18 protein-coding genes are annotated in these 21,939 nt (G+C 45.3%); 11 read left to right on the forward strand and 7 right to left on the reverse strand.

The annotated features are described in order from the left end of the window. The first annotated feature begins 115 nt into the window (after positions 1-115). The gene (locus tag DYH48_RS21370; RefSeq protein WP_115335877.1) at positions 116-1,279 is read left to right on the forward strand and encodes a nucleotide sugar dehydrogenase; all 1,164 of its coding nucleotides are present in this window, start codon (positions 116-118) and stop codon (positions 1,277-1,279) included. A gap of 32 nt (positions 1,280-1,311) precedes the next feature. Continuing rightward, positions 1,312-2,319 carry an NAD-dependent epimerase gene (locus DYH48_RS21375; protein ID WP_115335878.1) on the forward strand — a complete coding sequence of 336 codons (1,008 nt, stop codon included), beginning with the start codon at positions 1,312-1,314 and terminating at the stop codon, positions 2,317-2,319. A 65-nt stretch (positions 2,320-2,384) separates the two neighbouring features. Here the strand turns inward: DYH48_RS21375 and DYH48_RS21380 are convergent, their stop codons facing one another. Beyond that, positions 2,385-3,860: a capsule assembly Wzi family protein gene (locus DYH48_RS21380; RefSeq protein WP_006084734.1), complete on the reverse strand. Its 1,476-nt coding sequence runs from the start codon at positions 3,858-3,860 to the stop codon at positions 2,385-2,387. Positions 3,861-3,950: 90 nt separating this feature from the next. Continuing rightward, positions 3,951-4,442: a pantetheine-phosphate adenylyltransferase gene (coaD, locus tag DYH48_RS21385; protein ID WP_115335879.1), complete on the reverse strand. Its 492-nt coding sequence runs from the start codon at positions 4,440-4,442 to the stop codon at positions 3,951-3,953. Between the two features lie 287 nt (positions 4,443-4,729). Here coaD and DYH48_RS21390 point away from each other — a divergent pair, with 287 nt between their 5' ends. Then, a complete protein-coding gene (locus tag DYH48_RS21390; protein WP_115336180.1) occupies positions 4,730-5,800 on the forward strand; it encodes a glycosyltransferase in 1,071 nt (356 codons plus the stop codon). A 354-nt stretch (positions 5,801-6,154) separates the two neighbouring features. Beyond that, entirely contained in the window at positions 6,155-7,327 is a 1,173-nt protein-coding gene (locus tag DYH48_RS21395) for a glycosyltransferase family 4 protein (RefSeq protein ID WP_012197882.1), read from the forward strand. Between the two features lie 48 nt (positions 7,328-7,375). On the opposite strand, the gene DYH48_RS21400 is transcribed toward DYH48_RS21395, so the two are convergent. From DYH48_RS21400 to DYH48_RS21410, 3 genes are all read right to left on the reverse strand, one after another. Continuing rightward, on the reverse strand, positions 7,376-8,458 hold the full coding sequence (locus DYH48_RS21400; protein WP_370452681.1) for a CDP-glycerol glycerophosphotransferase family protein: 1,083 nt from the start codon (positions 8,456-8,458) through the stop codon (positions 7,376-7,378). Between the two features lie 22 nt (positions 8,459-8,480). Next, on the reverse strand, positions 8,481-9,566 hold the full coding sequence (locus DYH48_RS21405) for a glycosyltransferase (protein WP_115335881.1): 1,086 nt from the start codon (positions 9,564-9,566) through the stop codon (positions 8,481-8,483). A 91-nt stretch (positions 9,567-9,657) separates the two neighbouring features. Next, positions 9,658-10,701: a glycosyltransferase family 9 protein gene (locus DYH48_RS21410; RefSeq protein ID WP_115335882.1), complete on the reverse strand. Its 1,044-nt coding sequence runs from the start codon at positions 10,699-10,701 to the stop codon at positions 9,658-9,660. A 98-nt stretch (positions 10,702-10,799) separates the two neighbouring features. Between DYH48_RS21410 and DYH48_RS21415 the strand changes: the two genes are divergently transcribed. Then, positions 10,800-11,555, forward strand: coding sequence for a 3-deoxy-D-manno-octulosonic acid kinase (locus DYH48_RS21415; RefSeq protein WP_006084741.1), 756 nt, complete (start codon positions 10,800-10,802; stop codon positions 11,553-11,555). Positions 11,556-11,581: 26 nt separating this feature from the next. On the opposite strand, the gene waaA is transcribed toward DYH48_RS21415, so the two are convergent. Beyond that, entirely contained in the window at positions 11,582-12,844 is a 1,263-nt protein-coding gene (waaA, locus tag DYH48_RS21420) for a lipid IV(A) 3-deoxy-D-manno-octulosonic acid transferase (protein ID WP_006084742.1), read from the reverse strand. Positions 12,845-12,986: 142 nt separating this feature from the next. On the opposite strand from waaA, the gene DYH48_RS21425 reads away from it, so the two are divergent. The 5 genes from DYH48_RS21425 (at position 12,987) to glpG (ending at position 17,401) form a co-directional block, all read left to right on the forward strand. Beyond that, entirely contained in the window at positions 12,987-13,634 is a 648-nt protein-coding gene (locus DYH48_RS21425; protein ID WP_006084743.1) for a TetR/AcrR family transcriptional regulator, read from the forward strand. 287 nt (positions 13,635-13,921) lie between these two features. Further along, positions 13,922-15,115: a glycine C-acetyltransferase gene (locus tag DYH48_RS21430; RefSeq protein ID WP_006084744.1), complete on the forward strand. Its 1,194-nt coding sequence runs from the start codon at positions 13,922-13,924 to the stop codon at positions 15,113-15,115. An 11-nt stretch (positions 15,116-15,126) separates the two neighbouring features. Beyond that, complete coding sequence (gene tdh / locus DYH48_RS21435) at positions 15,127-16,152, forward strand: L-threonine 3-dehydrogenase (protein WP_006079369.1); 1,026 nt, start codon at positions 15,127-15,129, stop codon at positions 16,150-16,152. A 101-nt stretch (positions 16,153-16,253) separates the two neighbouring features. Then, positions 16,254-16,559 carry a thiosulfate sulfurtransferase GlpE gene (glpE, locus tag DYH48_RS21440; protein ID WP_006084745.1) on the forward strand — a complete coding sequence of 102 codons (306 nt, stop codon included), beginning with the start codon at positions 16,254-16,256 and terminating at the stop codon, positions 16,557-16,559. Further along, positions 16,556-17,401 carry a rhomboid family intramembrane serine protease GlpG gene (gene glpG, locus DYH48_RS21445; protein ID WP_107403004.1) on the forward strand — a complete coding sequence of 282 codons (846 nt, stop codon included), beginning with the start codon at positions 16,556-16,558 and terminating at the stop codon, positions 17,399-17,401. The genes glpE and glpG overlap by 4 nt, the downstream gene beginning before the upstream one ends. A gap of 89 nt (positions 17,402-17,490) precedes the next feature. Here glpG and elbB read toward each other — a convergent pair whose 3' ends face one another. Then, entirely contained in the window at positions 17,491-18,153 is a 663-nt protein-coding gene (gene elbB, locus DYH48_RS21450; RefSeq protein WP_115335883.1) for an isoprenoid biosynthesis glyoxalase ElbB, read from the reverse strand. 387 nt (positions 18,154-18,540) lie between these two features. On the opposite strand from elbB, the gene polA reads away from it, so the two are divergent. Then, positions 18,541-21,306: a DNA polymerase I gene (gene polA / locus DYH48_RS21455; protein ID WP_041411530.1), complete on the forward strand. Its 2,766-nt coding sequence runs from the start codon at positions 18,541-18,543 to the stop codon at positions 21,304-21,306. Positions 21,307-21,939 lie beyond the last annotated feature (633 nt).

Raw genomic sequence — 21,939 nt, forward strand, 5'->3', positions numbered from 1 at the left:
CAAACAATAAAGAAACAGCACTTAATTTGGAACTGTGGATTTCATAGTATGGACATATTTATCGATAAAATAAGTGTTAGTTTATTAAGCAGAACGCATAACCTTAAAATAATCTATGGATATTGTTGTTGTGGGGATGGGCTATGTGGGCCTGTCAAATGCCGTCTTATTGGCGCAGCAAAATCGAGTCACCGCAATTGATTTAGTTCCTGAGCGGGTAAAGCAAGTTAACGAGCGTAAATCCACTGTGGTCGATGAATTAATCGAAGATTACCTGCAAAACAAACCGTTGAATTTAACTGCGACAACGGAAAATGTAGCCTTTCAATCGGCTGACTTTGTGATTATTGCGACTCCAACAGACTACGATCCTCAGACTAATTATTTTAATACCCATTCGGTTGAAAGCGTCATTCGTGATGTACTCGCAGTTAATCCTGATACGACTATTATCATCAAATCGACTGTACCCGTCGGCTATACCGCTGCATTAAGGCACAAGTTTAAGAGCGACAACATACTCTTTTCTCCAGAGTTTTTACGCGAAGGGAAAGCCTTGTATGACAACCTTTATCCCTCACGGATTGTAGTCGGTGAACGCTCGGCGCGTGCCCAAGTCTTTGCTGACCTTTTAGCTAAGGCGGCAATCAAGCAAGATATTCCTATTTTGCTGACCGATAGCACCGAAGCCGAAGCGATTAAGTTATTTGCTAATACATTTCTCGCCATGCGGGTAGCCTACTTTAACGAGCTCGATACCTATGCAGAGAGTCGAGGATTAAATACTCGCCAGATTATTGAGGGGGTTAGCCTCGATCCGCGTATTGGTGATTATTACAACAATCCTTCTTTTGGCTATGGCGGGTACTGTCTTCCGAAAGACACTAAGCAATTACTGGCTAACTACAATGATGTCCCAAACAATTTAATCAGTGCCATTGTCGACTCAAACACCACACGCAAAGACTTTATCGCCGACGCAATTATCCGTAAGCAGCCAAAATGTGTAGGAATTTATCGTTTGATCATGAAAGCCGATTCAGACAATTTCCGCGCCTCAGCAGTGCAAGGTGTGATGAAGCGCATTAAAGCGAAAGGCATTGAAGTCGTCGTGTTTGAGCCTGTGCTTAAGGAAGATTATTTTTTCAAATCTCGCGTGATGAGAGACTTAACTGAATTTAAGTCAATGTGCGATGTGATCGTCTCCAACCGTATGGTTGATGAACTCAATGATGTTGCAAACAAAGTCTATACCCGAGATCTATTTCACCACGATTAATATACTTTCTAATCCAATAATAAAGGTTCTAAATGAAATACTTAGTCACAGGCTCCGCGGGTTTTATCGGCGCCAAAGTCAGTGAACGCCTTTGCTTGCTTGGCCATGAAGTTATCGGCATTGATAACCTCAATGACTATTACGACGTCAATCTCAAATTGGCACGTTTAGACCTTTTACAAACTTTAGATAATTTCTATTTTATTCAACTCGATCTTGCAGACAGAGAAGGTATTGCTGCGCTTTTTGCGCGGCATGCATTCCAACGTGTTATCCATCTTGCGGCTCAAGCTGGCGTACGTTACTCGCTCGACAATCCGTTAGCCTATGCCGACAGTAATTTAATTGGCCATCTCACTATTTTAGAAGGGTGTCGCCACCATAAAATTGAGCATCTCGTGTATGCCTCATCTTCGTCTGTATATGGATTAAATCAGAAAATGCCCTTCTCCACTGAAGACAGCATAGATCATCCCATTTCGCTCTATGCCGCCACGAAGAAAGCCAACGAGTTGATGTCGCACACTTACTCACATTTATATCAATTACCGACGACAGGTCTGCGCTTTTTTACCGTCTACGGCCCTTGGGGCCGTCCCGATATGGCTTTATTTAAATTCACCAAAGCCATACTCGCAGGTGAAGTGATCGATGTGTATAACCATGGCGACCTCAGTCGAGACTTTACCTATATTGATGATATTGTTGAGGGAATCATTCGGGTACAAGCCAAACCACCTCGCCCAAATACGGACTGGACAGTAGAAGCTGGCACGCCAGCCACCAGCAGCGCGCCATATCGCGTCTTTAATATTGGCAATGGTAGCCCAGTGCAGTTACTCGACTTTATTACAGCGCTAGAAGATGCCTTAGGCATTAAAGCGAACAAGAACTTCCTACCGATGCAGCCTGGCGATGTGCATTCGACATGGGCCGACACAAACGACCTATTTGATGCCGTTGGCTATAAGCCACTGGTGGATATCAACACTGGCGTCATGCAATTTGTGGACTGGTATCGCCAGTTCTATAACAAATAAGTTAGCGCCCAAAAGACAAACAAAAAGGCCTGCAAGAATGCAGGCCTTTGCTTTAATCATGAATGTTAGAAGCGATACTCAAAACTGCTAAAGAGCGTGGCATTAGTATCGTTTTCTTGAACATCAAATTCCGATCTCGATACCGTTCCACCTAAGCTCCACATGCCTTTCCATACAGGCATACGGTAAGAAAGCTCAAGCATCAACAAATCTTCCTTCGGTGGTTGTGGCGCCCAAGTGCTCGCCACATTAGTGCCATCTTTATTCAACTTCGCATAACGCAATAAAGAGGTAAAACCTCGGCTGTTACTAAACTGGCCGACTAATCCCACCACAAACGTTTGAGCATCGCTATCATAGGTTGAGCCTAAAGCACGGCCATAATAACGAGAACCACTAAGATAGACAGGATCTTCATAGAAGCAATTGGCACTATCGCCATCACATTTTACATAGGTGTCTGAATATTCCATAAACAGCTTAAACTGCTTACCCGATGTGCCAAAATTGGTATCAATCCCCCAAAGTGAGCCACAGTCGCTGCCATTCTCACAACTATGTTCGAGATATAATCCCACAGGAATATCCTGCCATGAGCTGGTATAGCGCATATCGATACTTTGGGTTCTATGGCCTGCATCGCGGCGCTCTTCTGGCGCGCAATCACTTGTACCATCGAGGCAAACTGAGTTGCTGGCAACCGAATCCCACCAAAAGTTGAAGTTACAATCTTGGCCCTCTCCGCAAAACAATGTCGACCACGACAGACCCACTTCTAGCTGCTTAATCGGTCTTGCACTTAAGCGCATATCCCACTCAGCCGTTTTAGGCACAGCACGATCAACTTCCGTTAAGCTAAATCCGGTTTTAAATGTCCAAGGACCAATCCAAGATAACCAAGGCGTTTCAAAGGCTGCGGCATTATTGCGGCTCAGCGTTAGCGACTGCATAGGGCGAGCGTTATTAGAACGGTGCAATGCAGAGTCAAATCCAGGCCCCCACCACTGTTCAACCGAACCTAAGGTCGCAATCCAATTACCTAAAATGATGGCAAAATATGACTCATCGAGGCGAAAATTTTTATTATCTTGCGGATCATAGGTTTCTGCCACCGTCGCCTTATAGGCAACACGTGACCCTAAATATTCGTAAGACCCCAGCACTTCTCCTTTTTCGCGATAGTCGGAACCATAATGTTGAAAGCGAGCAGGATCAGACGCTGCCGACACTTTTATCCGCGCATTACCGCGATTATCGACGGCACTTTGATAATAAAAGTTAACCCGAGCATAAGCTTGTACTAAAAAAGGCGACAGCAGTTCAGGCTCAACTTTCGCTAGATCACCGCCAATTCCTGACCACATCAAGGGGTAAGTATTCACAGGAACAGTGATCACTCCCGCATCGGCCAACGCTTGAATATCCGCTCTAAGATAAATATCAGAGGCATCAACCCAAGGTGCAGCGGCAAGTATTGAAGAAAAAAATAGGCCAGAGGCAATGCTAGTAGCAAGGATCGTGGGGGTTAAAAAAGCCTTCATAACATCCTTTTAAGTATCATCGCGAGGCCACTAGGCCTCAAAGTTAACACAAAACGCCTACGTAAAAACCATCAGGTACGCAGGTAAAATCTAAGGTTTAGCCAGCTTAAGCTTTGCTGCTAATGCTGTCGCCACTTCTGAGTGAACAAATTGGCTCACATCGCCACCATGCAAGGCGACTTCCTTTACTAAGGTTGAGGAGATAAAGGAATTTTCCTCGGCAGGCGTTAAAAACACGCTTTCCAGATCTGGGCTCAATCTACGATTCATATTTGCTAGCTGGAATTCATATTCGAAGTCAGATACCGCACGTAACCCACGCACCAGCACGCTGGCCTTTTGCTCCTTGGCAAAATCCACCAGCAGGCCGGAAAATCCCACCACCTCGATATTATCCAAATGAGCGGTGACACGGTTTACCAGTTCAACCCGCTCTTCTAAGGTGAATCTTGGCTGCTTAGAAGGGTTAGCTGCAATGCCAATGATCACATGCTTGAATAACTTAGCGGCACGCTCAATTAAATCGGCATGACCATTGGTAATAGGATCAAAGGTTCCTGGATAAATAGCTCTTGTATGCACTTTACTGACTCAACTCACATGGATACCAAAAATCATTGCTCGTCAGTCTACTCGTTTTAGCCAAGCGAGTGAATAATCGCAGCAAAATCGGCTTTAAATAGCCACAAAAAGCATCGAAATAGGCAAGAATCCAAGTGAGTAAGCCCCTATAAAGGCGCAAACTGATATAATGTTTCACCTAATTGAAACCGACCAAATACGATGTCGCTTCCCCATTCAACGCTAATACGCTGAGCCAAAGCTAGGTTGAAACCGTGACGTTTAAAGACACGCAGAAGAGCACTTATATGAAGAAAATCGCGATTTTTTGCCATAACTTTTTCTCCAACGGCACGGTAAAAATAGCCTTATCGCAGGCAGAAGTGTTGCAGGAAGCAGGTCAGGATGTGCATTTGTTTGTGTTTCACAAGGAAGGCGATTTTATACCGCCACAAAATGTAACCATTCATTATCTGTTTGAAGCGGGTCAAAAACCTTCGCTTCAGGAGCAGAGACAACAACTTATAACGAAAGTGAACGAAGCAGAAAAAACGGGGAAATTCTCACTATTTTTAAGCAATTCAACCGACTGCGACGTTGTTGTTTCCGGCTGTCATTTCGATCCTTGCTACTACTTCTGTCATTGCGCCTTAAAGCAAGAATTATTGATGGAGTTAAAACGCGGTCCAGTGCACTTCTGGCGCAGATGGAAAAAAACCAAAGCTCTGATCGGCAAAAAAATCATCACAGTTTCAAATGGTATTGCAGACGAGCTAAGAGCCACGTCGTGGTTAAAACCCAAGAGCGTGCAAACCATCTACAACCCTTTTCGCCTAGACGAAATAAAAAATAAGACTCAAGAAGTCATTGCCGAAATTCCCAACGAACCTTACATGATCCATGTGGGTAGAGTGACTCGTCAAAAACGCCATGACATTCTCTTCAAAGCATTGAGGGATATGCCGACAGCACCTAAGCTAGTTCTTCTCTGTAATAGGCCAAATAAGGCGCGTAAATTAGCCAAAAAATACGGCGTAGAGCACCGAATTATCACACCTGGTTTTCAACATAATCCCTATGCTTGGATTGCTAACGCAGAATTGATGCTACTGAGTTCCGACTTTGAAGGCTTGCCCACTGTGGTCATTGAATCATTAGCCTGCGGCACGCCAGTTGTCAGCACAGACTGTCCTCACGGCCCAAATGAAATCCTTACAGGGCACTTAGCAAAATACTTAGTCCCCGTTCGTCAACCAGCACTGCTGGCACAGAAGGCTCTAGAATGTCTAGCATCGCCCCCATCACTTGAAGGTCTTGCGATTCTTAAAGCCGTAGACAGCCAATATATTGCTCAGCAATATTTGAATTTGGCAGAATAAATATCTTTATCAGTAGTAAATAGGAGCTCTATGGCTAATATAAATAGAGTTTCTATTTAATCTCGCTGAAAAGTTACACTCTGATACAATATGCAAGCCCATTAAATCACTCGCAAGCGCTCATCAAACTTAACATCTGTATCATTTTTAGCGTAAAAGACACAAAGATATAATACCTTTGGTTTATATAATCACGATTACAGAACATATGTAATACAGTTATTTATAAGGTCATCCATTCTGTATTTATGAATAAATAATTTCATTGATAGTCTATTTGAAAAATATCAAAATACTCCCATCAAATAATTCTGCCTAAGTAGAATTAGCAATAAATGATTTTTTGGGGTAGTAATGAGTAAGCTTAAAGTGGCTTTATTAGTTGATGAGTACTTTGGTGGCACAGGCACAGTGTACGGTGGGTACGGTTTTCTAGCACGTCACTTAATCGCCAAACACTTACCCAATGAGAATATTGAAGTAGAAGTGCTCATAAAAAAAGACTGCAGCAAGCAAAGATTAATACCTCGTCGCTATATGATCGATGGCATTAAAGTTTATCGCTTAGCGGCTAAATTTATGGATTTTCTTAATATTAGATTTTTGAAAAAGAAAAATTACGATATATTTTTGTCAATAGAAATGACAACCCACTCCTATCGTATTCTGAAAACTATCCCTAATATTGATAAAAAGCTCCTCTTTTGGGTTCAAGATCCAAGACCTGATTATGAATGGGATGAAATAAATACCGTCAAACTTTTCCCAGAAAAAAGTTATTGGGACAGTAATATTTATCAGTTTGTTAATGACCTTTGGGCAGCTGGGAAAGTCTCATTTATTTCTCAGGCACGCTTTTTAGATCGTAAAGCCAGAGATCTCTATAATCTCGATGATAAAACAGAAATCAAATATTTACCCAATCCTATCGAGATCGATCATAGTTTCGATGTAGAAGCACACCCGAAGAAAAATCACATTATCTTTCTGGGACGAATTGAGTCCGTCAAACGTGGTTGGTTGTTCTGCGAAATAGCTAAACTGATGCCTGAATATGAATTTTTCATGCTAGGTCAGTCATTTAGGCAGTCAAAGAAAAATCAGTCCATCATGAATGACTACCTAAATATTCCCAACCTACATTTTGTCGGCCATGTAGAAGGCGAGAAAAAAGCGCAATTAATCAAAGATGCTAAAATATTGGTTAACACTTCAATCCATGAAGCTCTACCTATCTCTTTCTTAGAAGCCTTATCTTATGGCACTCTTCTCGTCAGTTGTCGTGATCCTGACGAGCTGACTAGCCAATTTGGCGTATTTACAGGTACAGTGATCGGGGATGGTTTTGACAAAGTCGATTTATTTGTCGATGGCATTCGCCATCTCATGGAAAACGAACCACTCAGGCAAGAGCTCGCGATTAAGGCGGTTAACTACATCAAAGCCAACCACAGTATTGAAGATTTCCAGAAAAATATGCAAGAAATCATCTTTAAACTGGTGGAAGAAACGAAACTACAAGGCTAACAAAATGGGCCGATATTAAAATATCGGCCCATAAGTAACAACAGCTAGCTAAAACAACTTCCAATAACCTAGCTTGCGACGCATTTTAAAATGGCGCAGCAAGTTTAATGGTTTAGGCTTAAGCCAATCGGTGCCTTTATCAATCAAAGCATCTGTTACGGCTAAAACTCGCTGGCTAGATTGGCCATCCCCCGTAGGGTGAATTTGATTACAATAATCATGGATATACGCCATCAAATCATCTGGACGACTCAGTGCTCGCGTTAATGCAGATTCAATATCCTCAACCTGACTGATATCGATTAAATGATCTTTAGGTGACTGATTTTTAAAGGTCACCACGGGTTTTCGCTGCATTAAAAACATCAGCAGAATCGATGAGGTGTCACACAACATTACATCACCCGCCTGCAGCAAAGGGATCACATTATCGGTTTCAACAAACTGTAAATTCTCGTTTTCTAAAGCCCTGTACTGCTCAACAATCTTAGGGTTCATCTTAGGATGAAATTGTACTAACCAGCGCCATTGACCATTTTGCGACAGGATTTTGATCTGCTCAAATACCACAGGTGCGCAGGTCAAACTAGGAGAAAATGTCGAGCAAAAAAGTACCACAGGTCTTGGGTCATCCGCTTTGATATAGGGATTATCTTTATTCTCAAGAAATAAGGGATCGAGTGCAGGCCAACCCGTTTCAGCCACTGTAAAAGTACCAAACTTTTTCTCGAGCTTAAGGAAAGGCAAAGTTGTCGCTGGGCCTTGGGTACAATACAAGTCAAAACAATCACGGATTTCGAAGTGATCTTCGCGGCCCTTATGGTTCATTTTACCTGCATTAAAGCCATGAAATACCCCGACTTTAACCCCTGGAATAAAACGAGGGACAACATTCCCAGGAACAAATACCGCATCGGGTTTCCACGCCTTAACGGCATCAACGCTCAACAAACGCGACTCATCAGCCTTTAGAAACTTAGCGTCGACTTCATTTCCCTCTAAAAACCAGCAAACCTCATCGCCTCTAGCCCAAATGACTTGTTGAAGCGGCCTTAACATCGCATAGGAATAGTTTTGCGCAATGTAAAATAAGTAACGTCTTTTGGCTTGTTTGACTTCTTCCACCCGCATCCTCCTACAATAAATTGTTAAATTATTTGGCCAACGCTAAATATTGTTCAGCAATTAAGGTGGCATCCACTTTGGCCAAAATATCCACCTGTTCAAGGGATGGCGGTTGGCTGACAACCTCATCTATCATTTTTGCTAACGCCGCAGGATCGCGACGCGGCACAAGATACGGTGCTAAATTCCCAGTTAAAATCTCACTAGGACCATGGGGACAATCAGTACTCACCACAGGCGTCCCACACGCTAACGATTCAATCAAGACTGTCGGCAGGCCTTCAAAATCGGAGCTAAGCACTAATGCCTTAGCCTGCTTAATCCAAGGAAAAGGATTGCTTTGGAAACCGGGAATAATTAATCGCTTTTCAATACCAAACTTTTTCGCCGCTTTTATCGCTTTCTTGTGGTTGTGGCACAAGAGCACCACGGGAAGCTGATTTTGCGTGAGCTTGAGGGCTTCAAACAGCACATCATGGCGTTTTTGCTTAGCAAAGCGACCGACATGAATAAGATAATCACCCTGAGGAATTTGCGGATTATCTTGCTGTGATTGAGATGTGATGTCATTAAACTCAAATGGATTATAGATAGTCTGCATCGATGCTGGATGCAAACGACCTTTATCTTTGATCTCATTTGCTATGCCATTTGAGACTGTAATCAAATGCTGGCCATTGAGCGCTTTTTTGGCTCTGAGCTTTTTAAAGTACGCGAACGGCCCCAATTTAAATTGGCGGCTCAACTCTTCTTCCACTGAGGAATGGACTATGACATAAAGCGGTGAAACGCCCGTTTTGGTCATCATCAAATTAGTTTTATCTAAGTTAGATAAAAACAAATCGAACTTGCCCACTTTAGATTCAATTTCAGCGATTTTTGCGCTGAGCTTGTGAACCGAAGCATTCAATCGCACAAAATGGTCGAAATCTTTATCCTTAGGGGCAAAACATTGATGAACGGGTAAGTCCTCTGGGATTTCATAATAGCGATTATCCTCCATGACTAAAAAATGCGGCTCATGCCCTAAGCGAATAAATTGCTTGGCTAAGGTAATCATGACCTTTTCGGCTCCGCCACCCGCTAAACTATCAATGGCAATAGCTATCCGCATGATTTATCTCCTAAACGATATTCTGAATACCCACCGCTAATGCAGCGATATTTCAAGAGTGCTGAACAAGAATGCACGATACTAACAAGCCTTAACTGAGTGTCTGCTGAACCACTAACTCAAACTTCTCAATCACGGCTTCAACACTGATCAACGCCATCAAATGCTCGCCTTTGGCGCGAGTGCCCCACTTAACTTCGCCACTATGTTGGGATGCTATCGCCTCATCATAGGCGCTCGCCACATATTGCTGCGATAAATATGGACCAGTGCGCCCAGGATTTGAATGGGCATATAAGCCAATGACTGGCGTGCCTTGGGTCACCGCCATATGCGCTGGGCCCGTATCAGGCGCTAACACTAAACTAGCGCGTTTTAGCAGGGCTAATAGTTGAGCCAGACTGGTTTTGCCCACTAAATTATCGATTTTAGAAGGGCACGCCTGCAAGATTTGCTCTGCTAAATCCTTCTCAAGTTGAGTTGGGCCACCGCACAGCATGACTCTAAATCCTTTCGCAATCGCATGGCTCGCGACGGCGGCATAACGCTCGGGCAACCAGTTACGTTCAGCCTTACTGGCTGCGGCGCAGATGATAAAGACTTTTTCATTGTCTTTAATCTGTGTCTGAGCAAATTCAGTATCCGCAATTGGCACAGGAATATGCCACTGGGGAGTAAGATCGTTAACGCCAATCGCCTTAGCGAAGCCCATAAATCCTTCTAGCACATGGGGCTTGGCCAAGGGCTCAACTCTACGATTCGTCACTAGCCATTGGCCTTCTTTAGCGCGGGCACGATCGAAACCAATGCGTACTTTTGCCGAAATAGCCAATGAAGCCAAAGTTGCACGTAGCGCAACCTGCATATGCAGCAGCACGTCAAAACGTCGGCCTTTTAATGCCTTACGTAAATTAAAATAACTACGCCATCCTTGAGATTTATCAAAAATAACAAACTCAATGCCAGGTAAATGCTTCAACAATTGATATTCGAGTTTACCGATCACCCATGTGATTTTGAGCTCGGGGTATTGCCGCTGAATCGCCTGCACCATTGCCACGGCATGACAGACGTCACCGATAGCGGATAAGCGCAGCAAACAAAGGGAATTCATGGTATTGGGATTTAAACTCATTGGGATTGAAGCTAAAAGCTCTTAAGGTTATTTGGCGCAAGCTAAGGATCTTAATGTAGAATGGCCCTAGGTGCCACGCTTAAGTCAACAAATCTCCCATGAATGCTCAGATACAGCTCATAAAAACCGCCCAAGGTCACATGGCAGTTTGCCAAAATACGCCAACAGATATCGATCCCGCGTGGTTCTCGGTGGATTTTTGGCGGGCTAAAAATGCTGTCGTCGGTTCATCAAAAGGCCGCTACACCACTTGGTTTGTGGCATTTGAGCACAGTCATTGGGTATTGCGGCATTATTGGCGTGGCGGCTTAATGGAGAAATTCAGCAAAGACGCTTACGTTTATACTGGCCTCGAAAATACCCGCGCCATGGGTGAGTTACACTTATTAAACATTTTGTATCACGAAGATTTTGCCGTACCTAAGCCGATTGCCGCCAACATAGTACGCGATGGATTATTTTACCGCGCCGATATCATTATCGAACGGGTCGAAGGCGCCGAAGATTTAGTCGCTAAACTCGGCAAAGGGGTCATGAGCACAGAGCAATGGCAGGCGTTGGGAGCAACTATCGCCCAATTCCACCTGCGCGGTGTGTACCACGCCGATCTCAATGCCAAAAACATTCTGTTCCAGCCTGCGCAAACAGCACCCATAACGGCAGAACGCTTTTATCTTATCGATTTCGACCGCGGTGAGTTAAAAACACCGAGCCCGCAATGGCAGCAATCGAATCTAGACAGACTGTTACGCTCCTTTAATAAAGAACAAGGCAAACTGCCAAACCTTGCCTTCACTGCCGATAACTGGTCATCACTACTGCTGGGCTACCAAGCGGCGATGCAAAGCGCCTGAACCACTAAATAAATTATCTTGTTGAATTAATTGATTAATGATTGCGCGAGAAGAAATTGTCGTTGCAAGGCACCGCGATTTGCCTCAACCACTGCCAATCCCGCGTTTGCTGCCAGCTGGCGCAACTCAGGTTTAGCAAAATAGGCAATCAAGTTAGCCGCCAGTTCATCCGACGAAGCGACAATCCTTAACCCACCAGCATCCGCCAACATCAGGGTAATTTGGGCAAAGTCCCAATGGTTCGGCCCCACCATAACAGGCACGCCCATAGCGACTGGCTCCAAGGGATTATGGCCACCATTATTGATCAGCGTACCACCGACAAAAGCTTGGTCCGCCGCGCCGTAAAAAGTCAGAAGTTCACCCATGGTATCGCCGACCAGCACTTGAGTCGTTGCCGTCAGAGGAAGATTACTGCTGCGACGAATTAATTCAAAACCTTGGCTGGCAACAACCTCAGCAACGGCAGAAAACTGCTCAGGATGACGCGGTGCAATAATCATCAAGGCATCGGGCCACAGAGCCAATAATTGCCTATGGGCGGCGAGCATGGCGTCAAATTCTCCAGGATGCACACTGCCAGCAACCCAAATCGGCGAGGTTTCACGTCCCCAAGCCTGACGCAACTGCTTGGCATTAGCTAAACGCTCAGGCGTAATACTGAGATCAAATTTCAAGCTACCGCATACTGTCACTCTGTCCGGCGATACTCCTAACTCGATAAAACGTTGCGCTTCTACTTGAGTCTGCACCGCAATAACATCGAGTCGTTGCAACATAGGTCGACTGAGTTTAGGGCGCTTAGCATATTGCGCCGCCGACTTGGCCGATAAGCGAGCATTCGCTAACATCAAGCGCACACCGCGTTTAGCAGCAACAGCAACTAAGTTAGGCCACAGTTCGGTTTCCATAATGATGCAAGATTTAGGTGAGACTTGGCGCAAGAAACGCCGCACGCACCAAGGTAAGTCAAAGGGCAAATAACAATGTTGCACTGAGTCACCAAAGGCTTTGCGCACCTGCGCAGATCCTGTTGGACTGGTTGTGGTAACCGTAATACTTAGCTCAGGGTGTGATTGCATAATCAAACGGATCAAAGGGATTGCCGCGAGCGTTTCCCCCATAGACACAGAATGGATCAGTAAATCCGTCGATTTTAGTTGGGTTAATCCAAAACGCTCCCCCCAACGACCACGGTAATCGGGACTTTTGATAGCACGAAATGCTAAATAGACGATTAGCAAAGGGGATAATAAATATAAGATCGTGGAATAGAGAAAACGATTCATTAAAAACGTGCTTATGAGTTTTGCCTGTTGAATGGCGGCAATGTTAGCATATGCACCAAATTAGGGATAATTTACCAGCAGTATGGCGGTCGTTGGTTAACTCTATCTATGATGTGGCGTTCACTAGCAATTTGGATAACTTATGAAAACCCGCGACAAAATAATCTATGCCAGTCTTGAACTGTTCAACGAGCATGGCGAAAGAAACATCACTACCAATCACATTGCCGCTCACTTAAATATGAGTCCCGGGAATCTTTATTACCATTTTCGCAATAAAGAAGACATTATCCGCTGCATTTTCAGCTTATATGAGAATCATCTCGAATCGGGTTTCCAACCCTATGAAGATAAGCAAGTGGATGTGGAACTGTTAATCGGCTACTTCGATGCGATGTTCTATACCTTGTGGCAATTCCGCTTCATGTACGCCAACCTTGCGGATATTCTCGCCCGCGATGAAGAGCTAAAAAAACGCTATTTGCATGCACAGCAGCAAGTCTTAACGCGCTCGAGCCACGTGCTGCATAAACTTAAGCAAGATGGCTTTTTAAACTTAGAGAGCGACAAAATCACGCCACTGGCAGATACCATCAAGATGATCGTCAGCTTTTGGATTGGTTACCAACTCACGCAATCCAGCACATCGACCATCACTAAAGCGACACTTTATGAAGGCGTTTTAAGGGTGCTGATGATTTTCAAAGCCTATGCAACCCCGACATCCGTCGCGACGTTTACTCGCCTAGAGCAACATTACCACGCGCTAGCGAGTCAAGAATCTCTATAACGTCATCCCAAACGACTATGTTGGGAACTCGCATTCGGAACTAAACTCAAAGCAATTATAGTACTGAGTGCGAGCCCGTTTTTCGCTCTACACCTCTTAAAAGAAGACTCAGCCAAACAGTGGCAAACTTATGTTGCACATTAGTTTTTATAATGTAAAAACCACTTTAGCCCTAAACTCGTTTATCTTGCGAACCTGCATGAAAAAAAGGCTGTAGGCCGATTAGGTTTAGAGTTAGAATGCCGCCACTCCCAAAATCAGAATAAAGTTAACTAAGGAGATATCAGGTGGCCTCTACCTCATTCTACGCACAGATTAATCAACAGCTTGCAGACATCAAAGCCGAAGGCTTATATAAAAGCGAGCGTGTTATTGCCTCACCGCAACAGACTGCCATTCAAGTTAATCAGCAAGAAGTTGTTAACTTTTGCGCGAATAATTACTTAGGCTTAGCGAATCACCCTGAGCTAATCAAAGCCGCCCAACAGGGCTTAGACAGCCACGGCTTTGGTATGGCGTCGGTGCGCTTTATTTGCGGCACCCAAGATATCCATAAAAAGCTAGAAGCTAGCCTGAGCGAATTCCTCGGCACTGAAGATACCATTCTTTATTCTTCATGTTTTGATGCTAACGCCGGTTTATTCGAAACCTTGTTAGATGCAGAAGACGCGATTATTTCCGATGCGCTAAACCATGCTTCTATCATCGACGGTGTACGTTTATGTAAAGCCAAGCGTTTCCGCTATGCCAACAACGACATGGCCGATTTAGAAACTCAGTTGATCGCCGCGAAAGAAGCAGGCGCCCGTAATATCTTGATCGCCACCGACGGTGTATTTTCGATGGACGGCGTGATTGCTAATCTGCAAGGCATATGTGATTTAGCCGATAAATACGGCGCACTGGTGATGGTCGATGACTCTCACGCGGTAGGCTTTATCGGCGCAAACGGCCGTGGCACCCACGAATATTGCAATGTGATGGACAGAGTCGACATCATCACAGGCACCTTAGGCAAAGCACTAGGCGGCGCATCGGGCGGTTTCACTTCGGGTAAAAAAGAAGTCATCGACTGGTTACGCCAGCGTTCACGTCCTTACCTGTTCTCTAACTCATTAGCGCCGTCAATCGTGACTGCATCTATCCATGTATTAGAAATGCTCAAATCAGGCCAAGCCCTGCGCGAAGCCGTATGGGAAAACAGCCGTTATTTCCGTGAGCAAATGTCAGCAGCTGGCTTTACCTTAGGTGGCGCCGACCACGCGATTATCCCAGTGATGATTGGCGATGCGAAACTAGCAGGCGACTTTGCTAACCGCTTATTAGCAGAACATATTTATGTTATTGGCTTCTCGTTCCCAGTAGTTCCTAAGGGACAAGCCCGTATCCGTACGCAAATGTCAGCGGCACATACCCGTGAGCAACTCGACAAAGCGATCACCGCCTTTACACGTATTGCCAAAGAAATGGGCATTATTTAGGACTCAAGACAATGAAAGCACTAAGCAAGTTAAAAGCCGAAAAAGGTATTTGGTTAGTCGATGCGCCTAAGCCAGTAATGGGCCACAACGATCTGCTGATCAAAATTAAAAAAACGGCGATTTGTGGCACCGACATGCACATCTACAACTGGGACGAGTGGTCACAAAAAACTATTCCCGTTCCTATGGTTGTTGGCCATGAATATGTAGGCGAAGTGGTTGATATCGGACAAGAAGTGCGTGGTTTTAAGATTGGCGACCGCGTATCTGGCGAAGGTCATATTACCTGCGGCCACTGCCGTAACTGTCGCGCTGGCCGCACCCATTTATGCCGCAACACCTCTGGTGTCGGTGTAAACCGTGAAGGTTCATTCGCGGAATACTTAGTGATTCCCGCCTTTAACGCCTTTAAAATCCCTGATGATATCAGCGATGATTTAGCGTCAATCTTCGACCCGTTTGGTAACGCTGTGCACACAGCATTATCCTTCGATTTAGTCGGTGAAGACGTATTGATCACAGGCGCAGGCCCAATCGGCATTATGGCTGCGGCAGTATGTCGTCACGTAGGTGCGCGCCATGTAGTGATCACCGACGTTAACGAATACCGCTTAGAGCTGGCCCGAAAAATGGGTGCTACTCGCGCAGTGAACGTGTCTAAAGAAAGCCTGAAAGACGTGATGAAAGAACTGGGCATGACCGAAGGTTTCGACGTCGGTTTAGAAATGTCTGGCGTACCATCAGCCTTCCACGCCATGTTAGATACCATGAACCACGGCGGCAAAGTCGCTATGCTGGGTATTCCTGGTGGCGAAATGGCGATTGATTGGAGCAAAGTGATCTTCAAAGGTTTGGTCATTAAAGGCATCTACGGCCGCGAAATGTTCGAAACTTGGTACAAGATGGCGAGCCTTATCCAATCGGGCTTAGATATTTCGCCTATCATCACTCACCACTTCAAGATTGATGATTTCCAACAAGGTTTCGACGCTATGGGCTCGGGCCAATCGGGTAAAGTGATCCTCAGCTGGGATTAATCCTGCAGAGCATAACCTCGATAGGGGCTGTACACTCGCAGCCCCTTGTTGCACACTTATCCCATCTTGATTTCCATCTCTTAGCTCTGTCAGGTTTTATTATGTCTTCCTTTAAACACTTAAGCGTTAATCAATTGCTGCAAATGACCGAAGCACAGCCAGTGCAAATCGTCGATATCCGCGATGGCAATAGCTTCACCAACGGCCATATTGCAGGTGCAACTAACCTGAATAACGAAAACCTAGCGCAATTTATTAGCCAAGCCGATATGGACAGCCCGCTAGTGGTGGTTTGTTACCACGGTATGAGCAGCCAAAATGCGGCACAGTATTTATGCGAGCAAGGGTTTGATGACGTTTACAGCCTAGACGGCGGCTATAGCGCCTGGCATGAGGCGAATGCATGATAGAAATTGGCCGACTCCCCAACAGTAGAGCCGCGCAGGCATTTGTCGATTACCTCAAAGGTGAACACATTGACTGCCAAATTGAGCCGCTGGAGCAAGGTGTCGCCATTCTCGTCATCCATGACAAAGATCTGGAGCAAGCGCGCACAGAGTTTGCCCATTTCATGGCTCATCCCTACGACAGTAAATATCTGCAAGCCTCGTGGGAACACGGCGATACCCAAACTAAGATAGATTACGGCGCCCCTTCGCTACAGTTGTTTACCCAATTCATTACCGGCGCAGGCCCAGTCACGTTGATCGTTTTTGCGGTTTGTGTACTCATTTTTGCGGCGATGAACTTAGGGTTCGCCAACCAAACCTACGCAGCACTGTCCTATTTTGGCGCGGTACCAAATTCAGAGTTCAGCCAGTTCTGGCGCGTTTTCACTCCGAGCCTGCTGCATTTTTCAGCCATGCACGTCATCTTTAACTTGCTCTGGTGGTGGTATTTAGGCGGAAAAATCGAAACCCGAATCGGCACAGCACCATTGCTAATCTTGCTGTTTGTGGCGGGCACACTGCCAAACGTCATCCAATATTATGTCGGTGGACCTAACTTCGGCGGGCTATCCGGCGTTGTGTATGCCGTGGTGGGTTACACTTGGGTCATGGGGATACGTAAACCTGCTGCTGGAATAGACTTTCCACCATCATATATGGCCTTTATGATGATTTGGTTGGCATTGGGATTCACGGATATTCTAGGGGTTGCCGTTGCGAACGGTGCCCACATTGGTGGCTTACTCATAGGGTTAGCCCAAGGTTTATTCGATAGCCGCAAGTCCTCAAGCTCAGTCTAATCCCGTTATACCAAGATAAATCCTGAAGAGCGCATGGGGATTTATCTTGGTTCAATGACGCGCTCTTACACTTCTACAAACCGCTCAAACTAACGTGCGTCAGTCATCTCCAGTACCTTAGCAACCAGCTTGTCGATGCCTGAATGCGCTTCAGCAATACTTCCAGCCAACATATAAGCGGGAGTGCTGACAATTCGATTCGCTTCATCTACGACGATCTCATGCACAGTCGCGACTTGATGCTCTCCACCCATCAAATTGAACGCCGCAACAGTATCGCTATCATTACCAATAGTGCCTTTTACGCCATGGGAATATAAACGCGGGATCATCATAGGTGCGATACAGATAAAGCCAACGGGCTTTTTCGCCAGAATGAACTCATTGATAAAATCTGTGACCAGCGGATCTACTTCACACTCACTGCCGTTCGTCGCAAAATTACACAGATTTTTCGCCGCACCAAAACCACCGGGAATGATCAAGGCATCAAATTCGGCGATAGCTAATTCTGTGGTCGCTTTAACTTCGCCACGGGCAATGCGCGCCGACTCCACCAGCACATTACGACTTGCTGTCGCATCGACCTCACCAGTGAGATGATCTACCACATGCATCTGTTTGATATCAGGTGCAAAACATTGGTAGTGAGCCCCCGCTTTGGATAAGCATAAAAGCGTTAAAACCGATTCATGGATCTCTGTTCCATCGAAAACACCGCACCCACTCAGTAACACTGCGACTTTTTTCATTAAAAATATCCTTCTTATGTCATTAAGTTTTAACAAACTACAAACAAACCAGTTGATCTGATTAAAAATCGTGCTAACTTAATTCGTCGAATCTGACGGGTGCCGAAAATTAAGCCAATCCTTAGATGTATTTTACGGAGTCAATAAAAAATCCACAAATTGGGAAGATTTTTTAAGAAACAGTATTGAACTCACACAAATCTTTTAAAAATATAAAAAACAACAACTTAAAAATATCGCACTAAGCCGTAATCATCGCCATTATTCTCAGTTGACTTTTTCACTCACAGACTTATCCACAGGCTGGGAGTCATTTTGCCGTGGCTGAAATAGCGCTTATGTGGCATGCTTAGCGCCATCAAAGTCATCGATAAACGAAAAATACTTATGCCAACCGTCGCTAAAAACCCACTTGTGCTTGTGGATGGATCTTCTTATTTATATCGCGCTTATTATGCGCCTCCTCACCTGACAAACTCAAAGGGCGAAGCAACCGGTGCCGTTTATGGCGTAGTGAATATGTTACGCAGCTTGCTGACTCGCTATCAGCCGAGCCATATCGCAGTCGTATTCGATGCCAAGGGCAAAACCTTCCGCAATGACATGTACAGCGAGTACAAAGCACAGCGCCCACCTATGCCTGATGACCTACGTTCGCAAATCGAACCTTTACACCGCATTATTCGTGCACTGGGTTTACCACTGATTTCGATTTCCGGCGTCGAAGCCGATGACGTGATCGGCACTATTGCTCGCCAAGCCAGTTTAGAAAACCGTGCAGTGCTTATCAGCACTGGCGATAAAGACATGGCGCAGTTAGTCGATGAGAACGTCACGCTAATCAACACCATGACAGACACCATAATGGGCCCAGAAGAAGTCGCGATTAAATTTGGTGTTGGTCCAGACCGTATCATAGATTTGCTCGCGCTGATGGGCGACAAGGCCGATAACATTCCCGGCTTACCCGGCGTTGGTGAGAAAACTGCGCTCGCTATGCTCACAGGAGCCGGCAGCGTGAGTAATTTATTAGCGGAACCCGAAAAAGTCGCCGAGCTCGGCTTTAGGGGTTCTAAAACCATGGCGGCGAAGATCATTGAAAATGCCGATATGCTCAAGCTTTCTTACGAACTCGCCACCATTAAAACCGATGTCGAACTTGAGCAAGACTGGCACGAACTCACCATCAAGCCCGCAGACAAAGATGAACTGATCAAATGCTACGGCGAGATGGAGTTTAAGCGTTGGTTAGCCGAAGTCTTAGATAACAAAATCACTGCAAATACCTCAATTGATGCGGCATCCGAGACACAGGAAGACTCAACTCCAGTCGAAGCGATTGCAACGCAGTACGACTGCATTCTCACGGAAGCCGAATTAGACGCTTGGATTGCTAAGCTTAAAAAAGCCAACTTGATGGCGGTAGATACCGAGACCACCAGCTTAGATTACATGGTGGCTGAATTAGTCGGGATCTCCTTCGCCGTTGAGGCAGGAAAAGCGGCTTATCTGCCTTTGACCCATGATTATGTTGGCGCACCGACTCAAATCGATAAAACCGTCGCGCTAGAAAAACTGCGTCCACTGCTTGAAGATCCAAAACTTAAGAAAGTCGGTCAAAATCTTAAGTACGACATCAGTATCTTAGCCAATGCGGGTATCAAACTGCAGGGCGTCGCTTTCGATACTATGCTCGAATCCTATGTCTTCAACTCAGTGGCTTCGCGCCATGATATGGATGGCTTAGCACTCAAGTACTTAGGCCATAAGAATATCAGCTTCGAAGAAATCGCTGGCAAAGGTGCAAAACAGCTGACCTTCAACCAAATTCCACTGGAAACGGCTGCGCCTTATGCGGCCGAAGATGCCGACATCACCCTACGTTTACACCAACATTTGTGGCCAAGACTCGAAAAAGAAGCGGAACTGGCCGCTATGTTTACCGAAGTCGAATTGCCGCTGATCCAAGTATTGTCGGATATTGAACGCCAAGGGGTATTAATCGATAGCATGTTACTCGGCCAACAAAGCGACGAGCTAGCGCGTAAAATCGATACCTTAGAAGAAAAAGCCTACGACATTGCCGGTGAGAAATTTAACCTTGGCTCGCCTAAACAACTGCAAGTATTGTTTTTTGAAAAGCTAGGTTATCCGATCACCAAAAAGACCCCCAAGGGCGCACCATCAACCGCAGAAGAAGTGTTGGTCGAATTGGCATTAGATTTCCCTTTGCCAAAGGTGATCCTCGAACATCGCAGCCTATCTAAATTAAAGAGCACTTACACAGATAAACTGCCACTCATGGTCAATGCTAAAACGGGTCGTGTGCACACTAGCTATCATCAGGCCAATGCGGCAACAGGACGCTTATCATCGAGCGAGCCTAACCTGCAGAATATTCCTATCCGCACCGAAGAAGGTCGCCGTATTCGCCAAGCCTTTATCGCACCTGATGGTCGTAAAATTTTGGCAGCCGACTACTCGCAAATCGAACTGCGGATCATGGCACATTTATCCCAAGATGCCGGCTTACTCAAAGCATTCGCCGAGGGCAAAGACATTCACAGAGCTACGGCTGCCGAAGTGTTTGGCACTGACTTTGATGAAGTAACCACAGAACAGCGTCGCCGGGCCAAAGCGGTTAACTTCGGCTTAATTTACGGCATGTCAGCCTTTGGTTTAGCGCGTCAGCTCGATATCCCGCGCCATGAAGCACAAACCTATATCGACACCTACTTTGCCCGTTATCCAGGCGTATTACGTTATATGGAAGAAACGCGTGCGGGGGCTGCCGACCTAGGTTATGTATCGACTCTGTTTGGCCGTCGCCTCTATTTACCCGAAATCCGTGATCGTAATGCGATGCGCCGCCAAGGTGCTGAACGTGCTGCGATTAATGCCCCAATGCAAGGCACGGCTGCCGACATCATCAAAAAGGCCATGATCAATATCGCCCAGTGGATCAAGACAGAAACCCAAGGCGAAATCACTATGATCATGCAGGTTCACGATGAATTGGTGTTTGAAGTCGATGCGGATAAAGCAGAAGCGCTTAAAAAGACAATCTGTACTTTAATGGCACAAGCCGCCGATCTCGATGTTGAACTGCTTGCCGAAGCGGGCATTGGTAATAACTGGGATGAAGCCCACTAACCTTAGTGACATCAAAACCAACACTATCAATATAATTTAAAGTAAATAAAGCTAACCTGAATTCAATATTTTGAACTCAGGTTAGCTCTCTCCCGTCTTAATCATCTCTAAGCACACCAATACTGAGTCCCTTTCATCACTGTGCGAAAATTATCTTTTCACAATACAAATCAGACCATTAAGTTAAGAAAAACTGCATCGGCAGCACAATGTATGACTCTCAACGAAGCAATCTCGACTCCGCAAATATTAGACCATCAAGTTCGGCGCAACATAATGTATGACTCACAGCCAAACAATCTGTATTCAGAACCCGCTAGTTCGTTAAGCGCAGCGCAACTTAACAGACGACACAAACCATGACTCACAACTAAACATTCCTTACCCCACAAACACTAGAGCATCAAGTACGATGCAACATCATCGGCAGCAACATGCATAACTCACGACCAAACAATCTTTACCTGATTCATTTAGCAGTAGAGCTCATCGATACACTGCCGCAGCAGATGGAAACTCAAGGGTGTGATTACACGAATCGAAACGGCGTTAAAGCCAGCTATATATGCTCAAAAGTGTCATAACGGTTGTTCTCTCACGCGTACACTAAAACATTAAGCAAGATTTAGAGTA

It is taken from the genome of Shewanella baltica (genome assembly GCF_900456975.1).
Lineage (GTDB): Bacteria > Pseudomonadota > Gammaproteobacteria > Enterobacterales > Shewanellaceae > Shewanella > Shewanella baltica.